Source organism: Flavobacterium sp. 9 (assembly GCF_002754195.1).
Taxonomy (GTDB): Bacteria; Bacteroidota; Bacteroidia; order Flavobacteriales; family Flavobacteriaceae; genus Flavobacterium.
Map to the genome: position 1 here is coordinate 353,525 of NZ_PEEU01000001.1, position 21,345 is coordinate 374,869.

The 21,345-nt window shown below is 33.6% G+C and carries 16 protein-coding genes; 7 read left to right on the forward strand and 9 right to left on the reverse strand.

The genetic code is table 11. The annotated features are described in order from the left end of the window. Positions 1-539 precede the first annotated feature (539 nt). From CLU81_RS01315 to CLU81_RS01325, 3 genes are all read left to right on the forward strand, one after another. Entirely contained in the window at positions 540-890 is a 351-nt protein-coding gene (locus CLU81_RS01315) for a hypothetical protein (protein WP_199174541.1), read from the forward strand. 188 nt (positions 891-1,078) lie between these two features. Continuing rightward, entirely contained in the window at positions 1,079-1,477 is a 399-nt protein-coding gene (locus CLU81_RS01320) for a hypothetical protein (protein ID WP_099708177.1), read from the forward strand. Positions 1,478-1,507: 30 nt separating this feature from the next. Further along, positions 1,508-1,783, forward strand: coding sequence for a PrgI family protein (locus CLU81_RS01325; RefSeq protein WP_099708178.1), 276 nt, complete (start codon positions 1,508-1,510; stop codon positions 1,781-1,783). A gap of 191 nt (positions 1,784-1,974) precedes the next feature. On the opposite strand, the gene CLU81_RS01330 is transcribed toward CLU81_RS01325, so the two are convergent. The 7 genes from CLU81_RS01330 to CLU81_RS01360 form a co-directional block, all read right to left on the reverse strand. Then, on the reverse strand, positions 1,975-2,349 hold the full coding sequence (locus tag CLU81_RS01330) for an STAS/SEC14 domain-containing protein (protein ID WP_099712635.1): 375 nt from the start codon (positions 2,347-2,349) through the stop codon (positions 1,975-1,977). Positions 2,350-2,625: 276 nt separating this feature from the next. After that, positions 2,626-3,408 carry a DUF2490 domain-containing protein gene (locus tag CLU81_RS01335; RefSeq protein ID WP_099708179.1) on the reverse strand — a complete coding sequence of 261 codons (783 nt, stop codon included), beginning with the start codon at positions 3,406-3,408 and terminating at the stop codon, positions 2,626-2,628. A 150-nt stretch (positions 3,409-3,558) separates the two neighbouring features. Then, positions 3,559-4,209 (reverse strand): outer membrane beta-barrel protein, encoded by a 651-nt coding sequence (locus tag CLU81_RS01340; protein ID WP_099708180.1) that lies wholly within the window; start codon positions 4,207-4,209, stop codon positions 3,559-3,561. A gap of 834 nt (positions 4,210-5,043) precedes the next feature. After that, complete coding sequence (locus CLU81_RS01345; protein WP_099708181.1) at positions 5,044-6,813, reverse strand: RagB/SusD family nutrient uptake outer membrane protein; 1,770 nt, start codon at positions 6,811-6,813, stop codon at positions 5,044-5,046. A gap of 3 nt (positions 6,814-6,816) precedes the next feature. Then, on the reverse strand, positions 6,817-10,107 hold the full coding sequence (locus CLU81_RS01350; protein WP_099708182.1) for a SusC/RagA family TonB-linked outer membrane protein: 3,291 nt from the start codon (positions 10,105-10,107) through the stop codon (positions 6,817-6,819). A 76-nt stretch (positions 10,108-10,183) separates the two neighbouring features. Next, complete coding sequence (locus CLU81_RS01355) at positions 10,184-11,107, reverse strand: FecR family protein (protein WP_099708183.1); 924 nt, start codon at positions 11,105-11,107, stop codon at positions 10,184-10,186. An 83-nt stretch (positions 11,108-11,190) separates the two neighbouring features. Further along, on the reverse strand, positions 11,191-11,715 hold the full coding sequence (locus CLU81_RS01360) for an RNA polymerase sigma-70 factor (protein ID WP_089351515.1): 525 nt from the start codon (positions 11,713-11,715) through the stop codon (positions 11,191-11,193). Positions 11,716-12,141: 426 nt separating this feature from the next. Between CLU81_RS01360 and CLU81_RS01365 the strand changes: the two genes are divergently transcribed. Beyond that, entirely contained in the window at positions 12,142-13,203 is a 1,062-nt protein-coding gene (locus tag CLU81_RS01365; RefSeq protein ID WP_099708184.1) for a phosphatidylinositol-specific phospholipase C1-like protein, read from the forward strand. A gap of 496 nt (positions 13,204-13,699) precedes the next feature. Here CLU81_RS01365 and CLU81_RS01370 read toward each other — a convergent pair whose 3' ends face one another. Beyond that, positions 13,700-15,643, reverse strand: a complete 1,944-nt coding sequence (locus CLU81_RS01370) for a metallophosphoesterase (protein WP_099708185.1) — start codon at positions 15,641-15,643, stop codon at positions 13,700-13,702. A 513-nt stretch (positions 15,644-16,156) separates the two neighbouring features. On the opposite strand from CLU81_RS01370, the gene CLU81_RS01375 reads away from it, so the two are divergent. From CLU81_RS01375 to CLU81_RS01385, 3 genes are all read left to right on the forward strand, one after another. Continuing rightward, the gene (locus CLU81_RS01375; RefSeq protein WP_099708186.1) at positions 16,157-16,531 is read left to right on the forward strand and encodes a YdeI family protein; all 375 of its coding nucleotides are present in this window, start codon (positions 16,157-16,159) and stop codon (positions 16,529-16,531) included. Between the two features lie 82 nt (positions 16,532-16,613). After that, a complete protein-coding gene (locus tag CLU81_RS01380) occupies positions 16,614-17,204 on the forward strand; it encodes a Crp/Fnr family transcriptional regulator (RefSeq protein ID WP_099708187.1) in 591 nt (196 codons plus the stop codon). A gap of 88 nt (positions 17,205-17,292) precedes the next feature. Continuing rightward, positions 17,293-18,351: an SDR family oxidoreductase gene (locus CLU81_RS01385; protein WP_099708188.1), complete on the forward strand. Its 1,059-nt coding sequence runs from the start codon at positions 17,293-17,295 to the stop codon at positions 18,349-18,351. Between the two features lie 97 nt (positions 18,352-18,448). Here CLU81_RS01385 and CLU81_RS27030 read toward each other — a convergent pair whose 3' ends face one another. Then, positions 18,449-21,310: an RICIN domain-containing protein gene (locus tag CLU81_RS27030; RefSeq protein ID WP_233209627.1), complete on the reverse strand. Its 2,862-nt coding sequence runs from the start codon at positions 21,308-21,310 to the stop codon at positions 18,449-18,451. Positions 21,311-21,345 lie beyond the last annotated feature (35 nt).

Sequence of the window (21,345 nt, forward strand, 5' to 3'; positions counted from 1 at the left end):
AAAAGAATATTGCCATTGATTTTTGCCATAACAAAAATGGACTTGATTTGGAGTAAGGATAATGAACATAATAAATAGTAGGTAAAAAACAATTTAGGACTTTGTTTAAGGAATATTGCAGTTCTTCAATGCAAAAAACTCTCTTCCGCAATATTACGCAATAACTTCTTTTTTTTCTTACAACACATCTCATAGAATATAACTAAAAGTTATAATTAAATCCTAAATACAATTTAAAACCTATGATAGTTTGTTTTTCGTAAGACAAGTTTTACTATGTAGTTTTTTCGATGTTTATCTTAATTTTTTTTTACTAGAGAAATAATTTCTGACAATTAAATAAAGAACTCACATACTTCCAAAAATGCTTCGCTAATATAATATTTCAAAAATCGCAATATAATCAACTGATAATTATAGAAATAGAAACACATATTTTGTAATATTTTGCGTAAATTACTGGGGTAAATTAGCAAATGTAAAAGCCTGTAAAATTAAGTTCGAAAATAAGCCACAAAAACTACTTAAAATAAAATATCATGGAAAAGCTAAACAACCAGAATTATCGCGATTATAGTGATCTTGATACTCTTATCGAAAAGGAAAACAACTATACTGACAACATTTTTAATGAAGAAGAGCAATTGATAACTGACATTAATCATGAGACAAATGATTATAACAGAAACGAAAACACTCCTAATGAAGAAGCGATCATAAATGGAGAGGAACAAATCACAAATGACGAAGATTCAGAAAATCCGGACAATACTTTAGAAAAAGACGGTGATCTCGACGATGATGATTCTGACGATGAAGACGATTCTGATGATGATATTGATGAGATATCTCACGATCCTTTTCCGAGTCTTGAACCTGGAAAATTCTAAAAAATAATCCCCTGTAGAAACAGATAACTGCTAAGAATTATTCTTGGTAGTTACGTGCTTTTGTCGATAATCAGTATGAAATTCTATAAGAAAAAATTAAAACTATATAATTTTTCTTCTTTGGATTACTGTAATTTTAAATCATCAGTTTAAACAATTTAAATTGGTTTTAGAAAATGCAGTAACATATGGATATCACAATTCAAATCATCTGGCTTTTTGTTCTCGCTATTCCAATTGCTTGTATAAGCTGGACGGTTACGCATGAAGAAATTTTTAAAGAACCACGCGAATGGTGCATCAAACATTCTAAAAACGAAAAGACAATTCTTGGCAGAAAAGCATTTTATCTCTTTACTTGCGAGTACTGTTTTAGCCATTATGTCACAATTGCATTTTTGGTTCTTTGTAATTATAAACTTTTCTTAAATGATTGGCGCGGGTACATTTTGGCAGGATTTTCGCTTGTTTTTTTAGCAAATGTCTATATGAGCCTTTTTGCATTATTAAGACAAGCTATAAAAAAAGAAAAAGTCGAAATTGAAAAAATCGAACAAGAAACTGATACTGAAAAGCTATCTAAATAATAAAGTATAACAAACAAAATTCAAAAAATCATGGAAAATTTAAATTTCATAGACCCTCTACTTCACGGAATTACTCCTGAAAAATCGAAAATGCCAAATCTTACTACAAAACAATTGCTTTTTGCCGGAGTAGGTTCACTTATTGCAAGTGCCGTTCTTAAAAAAGCAGGACAAAATAAAACAGCTGCCGTTGTTGGCAGTCTTGCATTGCCTTTAATAGCTTCGGCTTGTTACAAACAATATTCTAAAGTTTCTAAAGCAAAAAGCGAAATAAATGACAGTAGTGGTATCGAATACAATCACTAATTTTTTTGTTTCACGTTTAAAACTTGTTTCAAGTTTCAGGTTTCAAGTTAAAATCTGATGAAAAAAATAGCCATAAATTCAAGAATCTTTCTACATAATAGTAGACAATCATTCCTGAATTTATGGCTTTATTTTTTAGGCAAAGGTCAAACTTGAAACAAAGAAAACCTGAAACCTAAAGCAAATTTCCTCTATGTGATATTTATATTTCCTTCGACCCAATTTAAAGCTTTGTTGAAAGCTTCTTTTTTAAAGCCGTGAAATTCTCCCGGAACTACATAACTAAATCCGTTTGTGAAAGAAATTATTTCATCAGAATCTGTAATTATGGCAGCACGATTCCATTTTCCAAGATGTTTAAGTCCAAGTAATGCATCTTGCAACCATGCGCCCGAAGTAAAGTTTTCTAAATCAGTATCTAAAACCAATAAAAAATTAATTTCATTAGTCTGTTTTACCAAATGTTCTACTGCGGGAACAACAACGGTTAAAAAATCTTCTGTTGTTACTTCTGCTAATGCTCTAAATGCTACAATATTATCTGTTGTGTCAATTTGATGTATCATGATATTTCTATTTTGAATGTTATTAATATCGGGTTTATGACTTTTAGTTTTCACCGAAATTCCTATCAAAAATACCTATAGAATAGTGTTCAGGTATTATATCATCTCTTTGTATTATTATAAAATAACTACCTGCTTTTTTAAGGTACTGAGTTACTGAGGTTCTAAGGTGCTAAGTTTTCTGTTTACTTTGTAAACTAGTTTTGTTTTACTAGCTATTTCGACATACTAAGTTACTGATAATCTGCGATTATTTAAACTCTTAGAAATCTTATTTTATAAACCTCCGTTTCCTTCATCAACAGATTTTTTGGTTCTGTGGAAGGATTTTATAAGGTCAGGAAGGAAATTATTAAAAATAAGTTTTACCTGTACTGCATTAACAAATTTATTGGTGTCTTTTCTTGGCATGATTTCGTTATTATAAGAAGCCTCTACTATAAAATCTTTAATAAATTCATAACCTAATCCAAGTGTAAGCCTGTTTCTGTCAAAATTTTCAGGACCACCTACTTGGCTGTCCGTTTTAAAAAAAACTTCTTCGGCAGCAAATGAATATAATACGCCTTTATGAATTTTAAGATCTGTAATAGGATATACTGCTTTTACCTGCAACCGAAGACGTTCTACTGCTTCAAAATAACCGTCGTCGTTATGCAAATGCCGATCTTCAAGTCGAAATCTCAAGTTTACTTTTATCCTGTAATCCTTCAATAAACTATAGCTTATCTGCAATGCTGATCGCCATTCTGGTGCTTCGGTCTGATTGAGTTCCGGTACATTTTTATTCGAATAGTAAGCATAAAATATAGACATTTTCCATCGATCACCGGGATAATAATGTGCCCAGCCTCGAAGATATGTTTGTGTAATATCATGAAAAACAGCTTTATCTTCTGGCGTGCTGCTCGAAGTAAAACCTGCATCTAATTCGACTACCCAATTTTGACTTAAATCTTTTGTAAATGAATATTCGTTCCAAAACTGATTTAGATTATCCGTTTGCGAATTTACAATTGTGGTACATACCAGTAAGAGAACATAAATACTATATCTCATGCTTTATCTGTTGCCTGTGTTGCGATTGAATTTGTTTTTGTTTACACAAATCTTACTATTACCGGTATTCAAGAAAGCGAAAACACAAATGAATGCATTTTCGCTTTTGATTTTATTTTATCAATAATTGAAATTTTTATCGAAAGTTCTTTATTTGCTAAAATCGTAACTTAAAGAAGCTCCTAAACCAAATTGAAATGTTGAAACATAGTCAGTTACTGCCACAGGGCCATAATAGTAGTCCCAATAATAATCATATCCAACAGCTGCTGACATAGATTGCAAATAAGCATGTAGGTTTATTGATAATGGTGAACTGGTTTTGATTTTTACACCTCCTTTAATTTCCCAGGCAAAATAAGTTCCACTACCACTATTAGGTGTTTCAAGAATAGCAACACCAGCACCAGCACCTAAAAATGGTCGGACTTGTTGTGAACTATCCATAAAATAATAAGTATAATCAGCCAATATATAGTTTATGGCTCCTTTATCATTTCCTGCATTAAGTTGAGTTCCTGGAGGAACACCAAATTTAGGAGTGAGAATGTTTGTGTATAATGGCATATGTGTATCAAGTCTGTTATATTTTAATTCTATAGAAGCGTTATCCATTATAAAATATTCCAAACCTGCACCATATTCAAAACCATCTTCAACGCGTGCGTATGAGTCATCAAAATCTACTTTGTCTGAAAAGGTATAACCACCATAAAGATTAAGCAAAAATGCTCCTGAACTTTGTGCTGACATTGCCAGCGAAAAGAAAAAAACAACGAATAATAAATGATTCTTTTTCATAATTTGATTTTTTTAATGGGTTTTCATTTTTGCTACAGCAGCGAAATGTTTTATATTATAAATTTTACCTTACAATATTTTTCAAATTGCTACATATAGCTTTGATTTTACATTTTTTCAAAATTATCCAAAATGAAAATAAAAATCTTTGAGATACAGCCGTTTAATGGTTGCAAATTACAATTTGAAACCAATAAAGAGAGGTTCTAAGGTATTATCGCGAAGCTTCGGGACTGAGATGCTAAGATTTTTTCTGTTTGTTTTTTATATTTCGATTATTCGTTATGATTTTTTTGTTTCATTTTTTCCATTCCAATTATTCCATTTCAATTATTACATTCCAATTATTCCGTCCAAATTTTCAATCCAATTTTCGATCCCAATTAACCGTAGAGACGCACAGCAGTGCGTCTAACACAAAGTATATCCATATAGAAATCGACAATTGGAACGTGAGACGCACTGCTGTGCGCCTCTACAAAACAGGGCGGAAAAATTAATGAATGAATGAATACAAATTGCCAATAAAAACAAAAGTGAGACGCACTGCTGTGCGCCTCTACAAACCAATCTTGGTTTTCCAATCTAATTTTCCGATCTAAATTTACCGTTTCAATATTCCGTCCCAATTTACCGTAGAGACGCACAGCAGTGCGTCTAACACAAAGCATATCCTTAAATAGAAATCGACAATTGGAACGTGAGACGCACTGCTGTGCGCCTCTACAAAACAGGGCGGAAAAATTAATGAATAAATGCAAATTACCTATAAAAACAAAAGCCTGCTTCTTTCGAAACAGGCAATTTGTAAAAAATAAAACTAACACAAAACTTTTAATTATATCCTTGATTTTGTTTGATTACCTTTTGATCGATAACCGTTTGCGGAATTGGAAATATTCTTCTGAAAGGTTGAGTAGCTGCTTTTGCAGTTCCCGGTAAATCGAATTTTCCAAAACGAATACTTTCTGGTCTTCTTTGTAATTCCCAGTACAATTCATAACCTAATTCTTTATACAACTGCTCTGAGTCTAAAGTCGTAAGTGCTTTTCCTGCAGCGTTTCCAAATAATGATTCTCTTTTTCTGCTTGTACGCAATTTGTTAAGATCGATCATGGCTAAACCAGCGCTTCCTTTTCTAAAATAAGCTTCAGCTCTCATCGCATAAACTCCACCTAAACGAAATAACGGAATATCAACATTACTGTTACCATTTCCACCTTCCGGATCAAATTCATATTTAAAAACACGAGCTCCCTGATTGATTTCATTTTGAGCAAAAACAGATTTCGTAGGATCAGCAAATGTTAATGATGGTGTAAAATTCATTCTTGTTGTCGTGCTTTTTTCCATAACTAATGGAGAAACTTTTATACGATTACCTACCATTTCAAGAGATCCTGAAGGCAATAATATTGGGCCATATTGAAGTCCAGCCTGAATTCCTCTGTTAAAATGGAACCAAGGCAACGCCGGGCTGCTTTTAGGTACAATGTCTGTTGCAGGAACACTTACATCTGTACCATCATTCATAAACCATGTTCCGTCAGCATATTGGTAATGTTGTTCAAATCTTGGATCATCATGATTTCCATCCCAAGATGCGTAGAATTCCGGAGTTGTACAAGCAGCATTTGTTCCTCTGTTTGCAGCAGATGTTCTCTGGTTACGCTCCATACATACATAAGCAAAACTGTTAGAACCGTTACGGATGTAATCTATCTTTTGAGTAATTGCAAAAATAAGTTCTGTACCATTTTCATTAGTTCTTGCAAAGTTTTTGAAGAAATCACTTTCTAAACTATATTTTCCTGAATCGATCAATAATGATGTATAATAAATAACACGATCCATATCTGTTCCTGTTCCGCTTACAGCAGCTTCATTAAAATTAAAAGCAGACGTAGCATTGTAGCGATCTTTAAAAACCGCACGATTCAAATACATATTCGCTAAAAAAGCATAAGCAGCTTGTTTCGTAAATCTTCCGTGGTGTGTTCTTTGAGTCCCACTATCAGCCAAATCAGGTATTAATGCTTCGACATCTTTTATTAACTGATCAATTTGAGTATCAGCTTTTAAAATTTGCAAAGGTGCTGTTGTACTCGATGGATCTCTATATGGTGCTTGTCCGAATAGATCTAATGTGGTGTAAGTATAAAAAGCTAAAAGTGCTTTTGATTCTGCCAAAAATAAAGTCTTTTCCGGAAAAGTGCTCGCTTGTGCTGATCTAACTGCAGTCAAAGAACGAGTAATTCCGTTATTCAATAAATCCCAATTCGAAACGATAATAGCATTTGTTGAGCTCCATGTAAATTCGTGCATATCTCTCCATTTTCCACCATCTCCCCAGTCACTTCCGCGAGTTGGCAAAATAGCTTCATCAGTAGTATATTCCTGCATGGCAAAAACGGCTCCGTGATCTGTAAAAGTTCCATCTCCAAGTCTGTCATACGCAGCAGCAAGTGAACCGGCAGGATCTGAAACAGAATTTCCTGATTTCTCATCTAAAACAACTTCATTTAAATCAGTACAACTGTTTAAGAGGATAATAAAAGAGAATAATGTTAAAGTTTTTATGCTAAAAAATGTCTTTGTCTTCATGATTTATAATTTTAAAGTTGCTCCGAAACTGAACGTTCTCGAAGTTGGATAAGCCGCATAATCAATACCAATAGATTGGTTTCCTTGGCTTGGTTTCGGGCTGTTAATTAATGGGTCAAATCCTGAGTAATGCGTTATTGTTACCAGATTATTTCCTGTTACATAAAGCGTTAATCCGTTTAACCAATTCAGTCCTTTTAAGTCGAAATTATAACCAATACGCGCTGTATTTAATCGGATAAAATCAGACTTTTCTAAGAAAAGAGTCGACAAAATTGGTGAGTTTGTTGGGTTTGCACCAGACTCATAATAATTTGTAGAAACGTTTCTGTCAGAAGCAAGGTTGTTGATATTTAAAGCATTTAATCCTGTATTGTTCAATAAATAACCTCCCGTTTGTCCAATAATTGAGAATGAAAAAGTAAAGTTTTTATATCTCATATCACTATTAAGTCCATAGTAAAAAGTTGGTAAAGCTCCTTCGATAATAACTCTGTCGCTGTTATCAATTTTACCATCTCCGTTTTGATCTTTAAAGATGTTACCACCTTTACTGTCAAAACCTATGTGTTGTAATAAGTAGAAAGATCCTGCAGCATAACCACTTTTATAAATATTAGCATTTACACCAGATTGTCCAGGTCCTGAAATAGTTCCTGTTAAGATTTCTGAAATTGGTAAATCTTCAATTTTATTGTTTAATGTTGCTCCGTTTACATCAACATTCCAGGTAAAATCTTTAGTATCAACTAATTTTGAACCTAACATAAACTCAAAACCTTTGTTTACGATTTTACCCTGATTACTAAGATTCGTCCAAACTGTTGGTGTTGGGCTTAATAGCGGTGAAGTAACGTTTAAGATTGCATCTGTAGTGGTTTTGTTGAAATAATCAAGTGTTCCGTACAATTTATCTCTCCATAAATTAAAATCTAAACCTAAATTCGATTGCGTAACAACCTCCCATTTTAATTCAGGATTTGCAGTTCTTACTACAGAAACTCCGTTTACTAAATTTAAATCATCATATAAATAATAACCGTCAGCACCAGATAAAGAATAACTTGCTTTAGTAATTTTATTTTCAACTTCCTGATTTCCTGTTTGTCCCCAACTTGCTCTTAATTTTAAGTTGTTGATAGCCTCTATATTTTCTAAGAAACTTTCTTTAGAAATATTCCATCCCAAAGCAAATGAAGGAAAGTAACCGTATTTGTTACTATCACCAAAACGAGTAGAACCATCCGCTCTCATCGAAGCTGTTAAAAGGTATCTTTCATTGAAAGTATAATTCAATCTTCCAAAATAAGACTGCAATTCATTTTCCTGAGCGTATCCAGAAAGTACAGGCAATATTCCTTTGAATCCAGGGTTGATTTCCGGTTTTACACCAACACCTTTGTCAGTAATACCTTCAATACTGAAACTTGTTCCTGATCTTTCGAATTTTTGATAAGAGAAACCACCTAAAGCTTCAACTTTATGTTTTCCAAATGTTCCGTTGTACGTTAAATAATGCTCGATTAATGAGTTTTTTGAATCAAGATTATTCTGAACATATTTACCAATTTTACTAATATCTGTAATGTTTGGATAAATAGTAGTATTTCTTTCAGATGTTGAACGATCTATACCAATGTTTAGTTTATATTCTAATCCGTTAACAATTCTAAAAGAAGTTTCAAGATTTCCTAAAACACGCAATGTATTCGTTTGATCCTCATAAATACTTAATAAATATGCAGGATTATAATGCGCATTCATATTAAAATTCGTGTAGTTTCCGTTTGCATCAAAAACTGATCTTGTTGGGTTTGCCATCAAAGTATGAATAACTAATTGTCCGTTAGAACCACCGTCATCACTTGTTGGAACTCCGTCATCTACAGTTTGACTCGCTGTAAGATTCACTTTTAATTTTAAACGTTTGTTATCCAAAAATGATTCAGCAGCATTAATTCTACCTGAAAGACGTTTGAAATTACTGTTACGAATAATTCCTTGCTGATCCATTTGCGCAACAGATGCATAATAATTTCCAGATTCTGTTTGTTTTGCAAAAGACAAAGCGTTGTTTGTAGTAATCGCAGATCTAAAAATTACATCTTGCCAATCAGTGTTTCCACCATGATCAAAAGATTTATCTTTTATTGCATTTCTATATTCACTTGCATTTAAAACATCCAATTTGTGAGCAACATTCGAAACTCCCATATAAGAGTCATACGTTAATGTTCCTTCACCTTTAGACCCTTTTTTAGTAGTAACCAAAACAACTCCGTTAGATCCTCTTGCTCCATAAATAGCAGCTGCAGAAGCATCTTTAAGAACGGTAATCGATTCGATATCACTTGTATTCAAAAAGTTCAATGGATTTTTTGCAGTTGAACTACCAAAACCAACATTCGTTCCAGACGGACTAATATCATCATTAGACAATGGCATACCATCAACTACGAACAAAGGCGTACTTCCGCTTCTGATAGATCCAACTCCACGAATAGTAACGTTTACTCCAGCTCCCGGTTCTCCACTTGTGCTTACAACACGAACTCCGGCTACTTTTCCTTGCAATAAATTATCAGCCGAAATATTAACTCCTTGTCTAAAACTTGCTGCTTCAAGTTGTGTTACAGCTCCGGTAACATCTTTTTTAGCTTGTTTACCATAACCTACAACCAAAACTTCACTTAGTTCAGCAGTATTTGGTTCTAACTGAATTGTCATGAAACCAGTTTGTGCAACAACAGTTTTAGTTTTATATCCCATGTAGGTAACTTCGATCGTTTTGCCTTCGCCAACAGTAATTTCAAATTCTCCATCAAAATTAGAAGTCGTTGAATTTGAAGAACTTGTTTCCTTAATAAATGCACCAGGAATTGGCACTTTATTCTCTTCAACAACTTTTCCTTTTACCTTAACTCTGTCAATTGCTTTACGAGAGATAGTTTTAGGCGCTTCTGTTTTTTGAATTAAAACTAATTTACCATTAATATTATAGTTGAAATTTGCTTTTTTAGAAAGATCACTTAAAATTAAAGTCACAGAATCATCTGAAAAATCTACCGTATACACCGTATTATCAGCGATAATTGCTTGTCCGTAACTGAATTTGTAATCTGTTTGTTTGCTTAATTTTGAAAAAATAGAAACAAGTGTAGCTTTTTCTGTTTTATTTTTTACTTTTGAATTCTCTAGGAAATTAGTTTTACTGTAACCATTTTGAATGGCCAGTAATGCCAGTACTAAAAAGAAAATTCTCTTTAGATTTAAATAGGAAAGTTTAAAATACATGATTTAAGTTATTGGTTTTTTATCGATACTTAATTATTAATCGCAGTTGTTCTCAGCAACTGCTTTTTTTTTGTTTTTAATCCACTTTTACTATTTCGTCATAAACTTTAAATTTTAGGTTTGTGATATAATTAATTTGTTCTAAAACATTCTCTAATGATGCGTCCTTCTTGATGAACACCGTTAATGGCGTTGCTAATACTTGTTCATTATTGTATTTAAATGAAACTCCGTATTTATATTGTAAAATGGTAATAACCTGTTTAAGAGTCGTTTGATTTAATGTCACATCCGTATTGTACCAATTAACCAAAAATGATTTGTCAGCCATTTGTTTCGTCAGTTTCTCAGATTCAAACAAAGCTTCTTCATTTGGAACCAAGTCAACACTTTGTCCTTTTGAACTAACATTTACTTTTCCGGTAACGACAATTACTTCACATTTTGATTTTGATAACTGAATGTGAAATGAAGTTCCAACAACTCTGGTTTTTATTTCGCCCGAAGAAATGATAAAAGGATGTTTTTTGTCTTTGGCAACTTCAAAAAATGCATTTCCTTTTAATAGCGAAACTTTTCTTTCATCTCCTTCAAATTTTTCAGGATATTGAAATAATGAATTTGCTGCCAGATAAATTTTCGAGCCATCACTTAATTCGATAGATTTGGGGGAATCTGAGGTTTTAAATGAAAGTTGCTTTTCGACAGCAATATTTGATTTGAAGTAAAAACCCAAACCAACAAGAAAAAGAATACTGGCAGCTGCCATATATTTTAAATAAGGATTAAAGCTTTTCTTCTTCCCTATTCTAAGTTGAATATTTTCGTAGATCTCCTGAGAAACTTCATCCGAATTTCCCATCGAAGTATCATTCCATTTTGAAAGTTGATATTGCGTAAAAGCAAAATCATTTAATAAATTTTCTTCTGCTATAGAAGTTTTATTCCGAGAACTTTTATCTATAAGATATTCTAAACTGTGTTTGATTCTTTTTATCATAATACTTATTATTACTAGTAAGTACCGGAAATGCAAAATCGTACTATCGAGAAATATTATGAAACCATTAACAGAAAGTTATCTTAAAACTTTTGATTCAAAATAATGAATGGAGCAAGCCACGCAAGGTCTTTTAAGCCTTCTCGCAATTGTTTTAAAGCCGAAGAAATTTGATTTTTAACCGTTTGTTTAGAAATTCCAAGTTCATCAGCAATCTGATCAATAGACATATCCTGAAATTTGTACATTAATAAAACTTCTTTTCGTTTCTCCGGAAGTTTATCTAATAAGGAATAAAGTAAATCCATTAATTCAGGATCGATCGTCGCAAAATTATCAATAATGTAATCTTCAAACTGATCTTCCAGAATCGTCTTGTCAAAGCGGTTATTTTGATAATGTTTGAAAACCTGATTTTTTACTGCCCGAAACAAATACGGTTCAATAGCATTTATATTCAAGTCGTCTTTTCTTTCCCATAAATCGATAAAAACATCCTGAACAATGTTCTGTGCCAAGTCTTTATCCTGAGTCATCGTATACGAAAACGCATTGAGCTTTTTCCAGTATTCAGTATACGTTTTTTCAAAAATTTCAGGGTTCTTCATAACTAATTTGGGGACTATTTGGTGATGTAAAATAATAAAATGTAATACCAAAGTTTTTTTCCTGAACGTTATCTTTAAATTAAGGAATGAATTCATTTGTTTTATTAATACTACTTTTTTTGCTTAAAAATGACACTTGGTTTGCGATTTCTTTTTCTTTAACTAACATAAAAACCAAATAGCCTGTTTAATTTAGTCCATTCTAAAAAGCTATCGTTTTGAATACAAATAATATAAACACGAATTTCACGAATTGTCACTAATTCGTTCGTGAAATTAATATTTCACAAACAAGGTTAACCCGTTAAAATTCGTGCAATTCCTGTTCAAAATTGATTTATAATATTTGCTTCAACACATTAACTAAAAAGTTGATTTTTCTAATGCTGCGTCCACAGTCTTAATAAAAACTCACACTTTTCAATCATGAAACAAATTCTGTTTACACTATTTCTTGCGGGCGCAATCCACAACGGCGTACAAGCGCAAAATGACACTCTAAAAATTAATCACATACAAGTAATTGGATCACACAACAGTTACCGTCAGAATATTGAACCCGATTTATACAATTTTATTCAGGCAAAAGATACTTCGCGTTCTCTAAAAGGTCTTCAATACACACATATTTCGCTTACAGAACAATTAAATAAAGGACTTAGAAATCTGGAAATTGATGTTCAGGCCGATAGTAAAGGCGGAAAATTTGCACACCCAAAAGGATTGGATCTTGTAAAATCTGAAGCCGTTTATGATCCAAAAGGAGAAATGAAAAAACCGGGTTTTAAAGTTTTTCATATGATCGATATTGACTTTAGAACATCTTCTTATACGTTACAAATCGCTTTGGCGGAATTAAAAAAATGGTCAGACGCAAATCCAAATCACATTCCTGTTTTTATTACGCTGGAACCAAAAGATGATGACAGTTTCTTAGGTACAAAAGCAGAGAAATTTACACCTGAATTATTTGACGCTTTAGACAAAGAACTTCGAAAAGGATTAGGCAATAAATTAATCACACCCGATATGGTTCGCGGAAAATACAAAACCCTCGAAGAAGCCGTTCTAAACAATAACTGGCCAACGCTGAAAAAAGCAAAAGGTAAATTCTTGTTTATTCTCGATAATAACGGAGCAAAAAGAGATATGTATGCTTTGGATCATCCTTCGCTGGAAAAACGTGTTGCTTTTATTTGTGCAGATCCCGGAAAACCAGAAGCTGCAGCATTATTAATAGGCAATTCTGAAGATCCAAGAATTACCGATTTAGTCAAAAAAGGATATATAATCCGCACAAGAGCCGATTCAGACACTAAAGAAGCTCGCAAAAATGATTATTCACACTTTGAAGCAGCCAAAAAATCAGGCGCACAAATCATAACCACCGATTATTATTTGCCAAGTACCCTTTTTAATTCTCCTTATCAAATAAAATATGATGATGGAACTTATGTGAGAGTTAATCCTGTTACTGGAGGAAAATAGTTTCAAGTTTATTTTGTTTCAGGTTTCAAGTTTGAAATGAGTATAAAAAATTTAACCGCAAAGTTGCAAAGTATTTTTTTGTTGATTGCGTTTAGTAAACGTAAAGTTCGCAAAGCTAGTTCTTGATATAGCTTTGCGAACTTTATTTTTTTATATAAAAACACATAGAATAACCACAATCTTGTCATTTCGACGGAGGAGAAATCACACAAGAAACTCCGTTCCTAAAGTTGTCAATCTTTGTCGAATTACGTTTGTGATTGCTTCGTTCCTCGCAATGACAAAAAAAATCCGTAAAAATTCGCGTTTTCGCTTTAGCGAATCCGTATCATCCGCGTGCCATTTCCCACAAAGCTTTGCGATCTTAGACAAGCAAAGCAAGCATAAATAAAAACTTAGCGAACTTTGCGTAAAACCTTTGCGCGCTTTGCGGTTAAATTCATTCCAATTTTCACACACAATAAAACCTGAAACCTGAAACAAAATAAACTTGAAACTATTTTTCGCTTTTAACTTCGCCGCTCTTCAAATCGACACTAAAATGATCTGCAGGAACTTCGTGCATGAATTTATTGAAAATTATCAGGAACAATCGCATTTGGTTTTGCAACGGTTTATCTTTTGAAGCATCGTCTTTATGATTTTCAAAAAACAATTGAGATAAGACTTTATATTGTTTTGCTCTGGCGATTCCAACATCGGTTAAAGCCAATTCATCAGCGCTTCTAAAACGGTAAAAATCTACCAACAAATCATAACCAGTCCAGTTTAAATCCTCCCGTTTTATTTTCTTATCCGATAAAATTAAATCAGTTTTTCCTTCGGCTTCAATCCATTGTTTTTGAAAATCATCTTTATGTTCAAGATTATAATCAAAATCTTTAATCGATTGAATATTCGCTAAAATGAATAAATCTTTTGCGGAAACATTCAAAATAAAATTCTTAAATCCTTCTGGCCAATCATCTTTTAGAAATCTTAAACGAACTAATTCTTTCAAATGAAAATCGGTGAAATCATGATAATTTTTGGTTTTCAAAATATCAATATTCCAAATGTCTTTTGTTTGTTGACTTTCTAAGAATTTATATTCCATTTTATACAAATCAAAAAGCTCATTATATCTCGGAACCTCATCAATTGTTATCGTTTGAATGTCTACAAGATTGTCTTTTTTTATAGTCAATAGTTTATACGCAGGAATATAAGCCGCCAATGAAGGCGTTTGAATATTGACCAAAGTATTGCCCTTTTGCGTCGTGCGCATTCCCGTATCATTGATGTGCATATGTCCGCCAAAATGAATCTTCAAACCTGCATCCGCAAAAACCTGCGCTACTTCCTCAACCGGAACTCGGTTTAACTGCCATTTATTTGGACCCAATAATTCTTTTATTTCCGCGGAAGCGTCATCATTAAAATCAATCATCGGAAAATGACTAAAAGCGATCAAAGTTTTGCCGTGTAGTTTGGCTTGCGCCGAAATTTCTTCGACCCATTTTATAAGATGTTTTTTATTCGAAAGCACGTTATTATAACCTGTACTTGCTTCTGAATAATTTTTAGGATCTTTTGGATCTCCATCATTTTTCTTCGGAATATAAACATTACCATCGATTGCCATCAACCAAAGTCCGTCGATAGGTTCAACGACATAACTCACATCCGGAACTTCATAACCCGGCGTAACATTATAAACTCGGTTTGATAATTGAGCGGCTTGCGAAGCTTTTTCGAAACTATAATTTTGAGAAGTATAAGTCGAAAATGGAGTTGCCCAGAATTTGTATTTTTTATTAGGATAAAAACCAAAATCTTTCAGATTATCAGTAATTCCAAAATAACCCATTTTAGCAATATCGGCGGTTACAACTACAGGCTGTTCGATGGTTAAATTTGGCTTATAAAGGCCTTCTTTGCTATAAATGGGTTGACTTTTTCCTTCCGCACCAAGAAAATCTTCCTTGCCTGATTCTTGTGCAAAAGGCCCAACTGGATCGTGATTTCCTGTTGTGATAAAAAATTCTATATTGTATTTCTTTTTATATTGTTCTAATATTTTTTCCAGACCTTTTACATGAATCGGCTGACCGTCATCTGTATAATCGCCCGGAAGTGCTACGTATTTTATTTTTCGCTTGGCAATATCTTCCAAAGCAGCAATAAAAGCAAAATAGTTTTCATTGAAGATTCGGGTCGAATGTAACTGCGACGCCATTGTTCTCATTAACGTATATTTCCCGGTTTTCGTATTCAAAACACCTTTATAATCATTATCAGAAAATGTTCCGAATAAATCCTGCAAATGCACATCTGATAAAAAAGCAATCTGAATACCATCAAGTTTGGTTTGCTTTTGTGCCGAAATATTAGAATTAAAAAAAAGAAAGAATAGAAATATAAAATAGGTTTTATGGATAGATATAATTTTTAAATTCATTAGGTTAAAATTTTAAAAGGATTTATGAAGTGGGCGCAATCATAAATGAGAATTTGCAATTTTATGGATTAAAACCCGAAATACCTTTATCGTATTGTTACCTAATGATAATGTTTATTGTAGGTCGTGATTTTATCGCAAAACTTTTTAAGGCTTGTGTGATTTTACCGCAAAGCACGCAAAGATTTTTTTCCTATGCGTGGTTTTATAAAAACACAAAGTTCGCAAAGCTTTGTCAATAATCAGCTTTGCGAATTATTCTAAACATAGCCCAAGGTTTCAACCTTGGGTACAGATTGTGATTATATTGCGCTCCAACGATTGAAACCGTTGGCAATGTATAAATTAATTGATGTCAAGTCTTTTTAAACGCAATCTAAACAAAAACAGCTTTGCGAACTTTGTGTTTTTATAAAACCACGCATAGGAAAAAAACTTTGCGTGCTTTGCGGTTAAATCAACATTACGGTAAAAAAAATCCTTAAATTTATAATCATTTTCAATTCTAAACTTATGGAAACAAAAGATGGAAAACTTGCCATTTATGCCCAAACCAGAAAAGATTGGCGCAATTGGCTTCAGGAAAACAGTCAAATTGAGAAATCGGTTTGGTTAATTTTATACCATAAAAAAAGTAAAGTCGAAAGTATTAACCTCATCGATGCCACCGAAGAAGCACTATGTTTTGGATGGATTGATAGTTTGTGCAAAAAACGCGATGGCGAAAGTTATTATCTGACTTTTACGCCTCGAAATCCTAAAAAAAGCAAATGGAGTCAACCCAACCGCGATCGCGCAGAAAGAATGATTGAACAAGGCTTAATGACCGAACATGGTCAGCTTTTGATTGATATCGCAAAGCAAAACGGAAAATGGGAATCTGTATAAAATGTCCTAAATCTTTGTCAAAGTTCAAAACTTTGACAAAGATCATCATCAGCCCAGAATTTAAAAATCACACATAACCCAAATGGAAGAATATCAGTCTTTAATAAACCACATACAAAAACGAATATCACTTTCTGAAGAAGAAATTCATCAGTTTGTCTCTGAGTTTAAAATTACAAAAATCAAAAAAAGACAATTTATTATTCAGCCTAATTTTGTTGCTAAATATAGAAGTTATGTTGTAGAAGGTGCTTTAAGAGCTTATGTTGTAAGTGATCAGGGACAAGAACATACGATTTCGTTTGCAATCGAAGACTGGTGGATTTCGGATTACAACAGTTATATTTATCAGCAACCGGCAACTATGTTTGTTGTGGCATTAGAAGATGCTGTTCTCTTGCAGATTGATTTCGAAACGGAAACAAAACTAAAAAATGCTAATCCAAAATTTGAAACTTTCTTTCGTATTACAGCTGAGCGAACTGCAGCATTTTTTCAGCGTAGAATTATCATGAATCTTACTTCTACAGCAGAAGAACGCTACGAAACTTTTATAGAAAATTTCCCTTTAATCGTAAAACGTGTGCCTCAATATACGCTGGCTTCGTATTTAGGCATGTCTACAGAATTTCTTTCGAAAATAAGGAACAAAAAATTAAAAAAGAAAAGTTGAACTACTTCAACCTTTTTTCGTGATCTACTTCATTTTTATTCGGTTAAAACAGTCACAACTTTGTAATGTAATTTTAAATACAAAGAAAATGACAACGAATAAAAATACTGCGCTTGTAGTTGGAGCAAATGGCGTGATTGGAACAAATCTTATCAATCATCTTTTGTCTTTAGGAAATTGGAATGTTATTGGTTTATCCCGAAAAGGTGGTGAAAATGTTCCAAATCTTGAATATATTTCCGTCGATTTACTAGATATTGAAGATTCTAAAAAGCAATTATCTCATCTGAACAATATTACTCATATCTTCTATGCGGCTTATCAGGATCGTCCTTCGTGGGCAGAACTTGTTGAACCTAATCTGAGTATGCTTCAAAATGTCGTTAATACAATTGAGCCTTTGTCTAAGAATTTGCAGCACATAAGTTTAATGCAGGGTTATAAAGTTTATGGCGCGCATCTTGGACCTTTTAAAACTCCTGCAAAAGAAAGTGATGCCGGACATATGCCACCGGAATTTAATATAGATCAACAGGAATTCTTAGAGAAAAAACAACAAGGAAAAAACTGGAATTGGACCGCTATTCGTCCTTCCGTTGTTGGTGGTACAGCATTAGGAAACCCAATGAATCTGGCACTTGTTATTGCGGTTTATGCTTCAATTTCAAAAGAATTAAATCTTCCGCTTCGTTTTCCCGGAAAGCCCGGAGCATACGATAAACTGATGGAAATGACAGATGCAGGATTATTAGCAAAAGCTACAGTTTGGGCTGCTACAAATTTGCAATGTGCCAATCAGGCTTTTAATATTACAAACGGAGATTTATTTAGATGGACGGAATTATGGCCAAAAATTGCCGCTTATTTTAATATTCCTGTTGCGCCGCCTCTTCAAATGCAATTGCAAACAGTTATGGCTGACAAAGAAGTTTTATGGAAAAATATTCAGGAGAAATACAATTTAGAAAAACATAGTTATGAAAAATTATCGAGCTGGGGATTTGGCGATTTTGTTTTTTCATGGGATTATGATTTTTTCGCAGACGGAACCAAAGCCAGACGTTTTGGTTTCCATGAATTTATAGATACCGAAGAAATGTTCTTTAAATTATTCGATCAATTACGTCAGGAAAAAATTATCCCTTAAATAAAAAAGCTGCCATTTCTGACAGCTTTTGATTCGGTAAAAACCTTTGTCAAGGTTTAAAACTTTGACAAAGGTTAGAATAAATATAACTAACTATTTATTTCTTTATAAAACGTTTTATTGTTTTGATTCCGTCTTTCTCTAAAACAATAAAATAAACGCCTCTATTCAAACCAGAAACATCGATACTATTATTATAGACTTTCTGTCCAGAAACTACAGTTCCGGTTTGAGAATCTACAATACTTATATTTCCTCCAGTCAAATCTGTGGTTATAAAAAGTGTATTTGCAACAGGATTTGGATAAATATTCAAAGCAACTGAATCTGCTCTTTCGGGAGTAATTGGTGAAGCTGTAGATGCGGCTCCAATTCGTGTAATTCTAATCCAGTTGATGTTCATTCCAGTGTTTTGAATGTAGATTCCAAAGTTATAAGTTCCAGCATTTACGTTTACAGTTTGCGTAACGGTTTGCCAGTTTTGCCATCCTCCGGTATTTGGTATATCAACATTTCCTAAAAGAATTGTTCCTCCATTTAAATCAGATGATAATCTTCCTCCCGCAACAGCACTTGCCACACGATATTCGATTAAATAAGAACCTGTTGTTGGAAAATTAATATTATTATAAGCTAACCAATCTCCAGTTTCTGTATAACCAACATTTGAACCGCCACCAGCATCTGTCGTTGCTTCAACCTGAATTCCGCTCATTGCAGAATAATCTTCGGCTTGAATTAATGTTGAAGTTTGCGCTGTAGTAGTTGCGATTAATTTCCATTGTCCGCAAGTCTGATTGTTGTTATCCCATTGCTGCACATTGGCACCATTTGCAGTACTTGCTCCGGCAACCTCAACAATTCTACCACTATGTCTGGCAACTATTTTATAAAATCCGTCGCCTGTAGAAACTAAAACAAACTGCTGATTTGTTGTTCCGTTATACGGATATTGCTCAACATTGGCGCCATTTGCGGTATTAAAACCATTTACATCCAATGATTGTCCGCTATGATTGACAATAATTTTATACAAACCATCGCCCAAATGTGTGAATGTATACTTCTGATTGTTTCCTGAATTTGGAGTTCCCTGCGCTACATTGGCACCATTTGATAAACTGGCACTCCAAACATCCATATTTAATCCGCTGTTTCTGTTTTGCAAAAAGAAAGTCTGATTTCCTAAAGTTGTAACTCCGTTTGCCAAAATTCTAATAGAAGTTACTTTATCATTCCAAGTTGTATTCAAACAAGAATTATCAGAATTAATTACAGTTGAAGCTCCTGTAAAATTATCATCTTGGTACAAAATCGCCTGAAAACCCTGAGTAATTCTAAGCGAAGAAATATCATCATTTAAAACTCCTAAAGAATTCAAACGCGCCATATTATAATCACCAATTGTTAAACCTCCTGAAAATCCGGTATAATTACAATCTTTGTAAACCGTAATAACATCTGTTGACGGATTAATATTTCCTCCTGGCGGAATTGTTCCTGTAACCGAATAACTTCCTATAGATCCATAAGCCGAATATCCGCCATAGCCAACATTTCCGGCTCCGTTTCCATCAACGCCTATAAAATATTTACCGGCTGGCAAATTTACATTCATAGAAGCATTTAATGCAAAAGGATCTGAATTCCAATACGTTCCCATTTCGGCTCCAGCCGAATTATACAAACGGATTAAAAGGTGAAGGTTTCCATCTCTTCCAACAGTATTGGCATTGATCGAAACATTTCCTCCTCCAGTTGTAAACGTAAAGAAATCATAATCTGCTTCACTTGAAATGATACCATTTTTTTGATTGATAGTTCCGCTGGCATTATAATCTAAATTGGCTGCCGAAGCGGTCGTATTTCCGTAATCATCACTACGATATCCGACGCCAAATTTTGCACCTGCAATAGAAGCTACATCGTCTTGTTGGTTATCAGCATAATTATATTCGCCTTTACTCCATTGAACTACAGGTCTGTAATAACCCGCACCCATAATTGGAGCCCAAGAAGTTCCGTCAATTCCCAGAAAATAACCTTCTACAGGATTTGTACGCCCATCGTGACCAAGATCAAATGTGTGTCCTACCTCATGCGCAGAGGCATCTCCACCTGATTTACCCGAAGTAATAAATACCCAGCAAGGTACATCATTGTCCCAGTTGAAGGAACCAATATAAGCTACACCTCCTGCTCCCGGAGCCGCTGTATTGGTTGGAGTTACCACCACACGCATTCTTCTGTTTCTTGGATACGAATTAAAAACGGCTTCGTTCGTCGTAACATTTAAGTTAAAAGGTCTGTAATCTTCAGATACTACTTCCCAATGTTGCTGTACATCGGCATCGCTCATTCCGGATGGTGCAGCATTAATGGCGTTTCCGTTGTTCCAAAGATTTCCTGCCGGCATATTATACCCGTCAAAATCTAATAAAACACAACCTGCTGCGCCCGGTAAACTTTGCAAATTCAATAAAGCCGGAGCAATTTGAGCCGCAGCTGCTTTGCTCGTAGTTTTAGTATTTGAAGGAACATTTCTGTAATCAATACAAACCAAAGTATTGATATCTACTTTAGAAACAAAAGCGTTTCCTTTCGAATCTGAATAGTATTTATAGGCTTCTTTTGTTTTCTTCAAAATAATATGACCTTCAAGCGATTGATCTTTTACTTTTATGTAAAAAGAAGATTCGGGTACATTTTTGATTTCTCCAATCAGAAATTCGCTTGACGTATTTGATTCTTTATAATTTATTTTTCCGTTAAAGTTTTTCGAATTTTCAACCTGAAGTAAAACTGTTTTTTCTGCATTTTTTGATGTTGAAGCAACTAATTCTTTCTTTAGATGATTCATAAATACTTTACTCGAACCTAAAGAAGTCTGCGCAATAGCAAAACTGCTAAAGGCTAAAAACATAAATAGGCTTAACCGCAATTTGTAGATATTTTTCATACTTTATTTGGGATTATGATTTTATTGCTATGTGT

Coding starts and splice junctions, on each gene's coding strand:
- CLU81_RS01365 (WP_099708184.1), top strand. CDS start 12,142: ATGAAACAAATTCTGTTTACACTATTTCTTGCGGGCGCAATCCACAAC.
- CLU81_RS01345 (WP_099708181.1), bottom strand. CDS start 6,813: ATGAAGACAAAGACATTTTTTAGCATAAAAACTTTAACATTATTCTCT.
- CLU81_RS01385 (WP_099708188.1), top strand. CDS start 17,293: ATGACAACGAATAAAAATACTGCGCTTGTAGTTGGAGCAAATGGCGTG.
- CLU81_RS27030 (WP_233209627.1), bottom strand. CDS start 21,310: ATGAAAAATATCTACAAATTGCGGTTAAGCCTATTTATGTTTTTAGCC.
- CLU81_RS01320 (WP_099708177.1), top strand. CDS start 1,079: ATGGATATCACAATTCAAATCATCTGGCTTTTTGTTCTCGCTATTCCA.
- CLU81_RS01350 (WP_099708182.1), bottom strand. CDS start 10,107: ATGTATTTTAAACTTTCCTATTTAAATCTAAAGAGAATTTTCTTTTTA.
- CLU81_RS01315 (WP_199174541.1), top strand. CDS start 540: ATGGAAAAGCTAAACAACCAGAATTATCGCGATTATAGTGATCTTGAT.
- CLU81_RS01335 (WP_099708179.1), bottom strand. CDS start 3,408: ATGAGATATAGTATTTATGTTCTCTTACTGGTATGTACCACAATTGTA.
- CLU81_RS01375 (WP_099708186.1), top strand. CDS start 16,157: ATGGAAACAAAAGATGGAAAACTTGCCATTTATGCCCAAACCAGAAAA.
- CLU81_RS01355 (WP_099708183.1), bottom strand. CDS start 11,107: ATGATAAAAAGAATCAAACACAGTTTAGAATATCTTATAGATAAAAGT.
- CLU81_RS01380 (WP_099708187.1), top strand. CDS start 16,614: ATGGAAGAATATCAGTCTTTAATAAACCACATACAAAAACGAATATCA.
- CLU81_RS01340 (WP_099708180.1), bottom strand. CDS start 4,209: ATGAAAAAGAATCATTTATTATTCGTTGTTTTTTTCTTTTCGCTGGCA.
- CLU81_RS01330 (WP_099712635.1), bottom strand. CDS start 2,349: ATGATACATCAAATTGACACAACAGATAATATTGTAGCATTTAGAGCA.
- CLU81_RS01360 (WP_089351515.1), bottom strand. CDS start 11,715: ATGAAGAACCCTGAAATTTTTGAAAAAACGTATACTGAATACTGGAAA.
- CLU81_RS01370 (WP_099708185.1), bottom strand. CDS start 15,643: ATGAATTTAAAAATTATATCTATCCATAAAACCTATTTTATATTTCTA.
- CLU81_RS01325 (WP_099708178.1), top strand. CDS start 1,508: ATGGAAAATTTAAATTTCATAGACCCTCTACTTCACGGAATTACTCCT.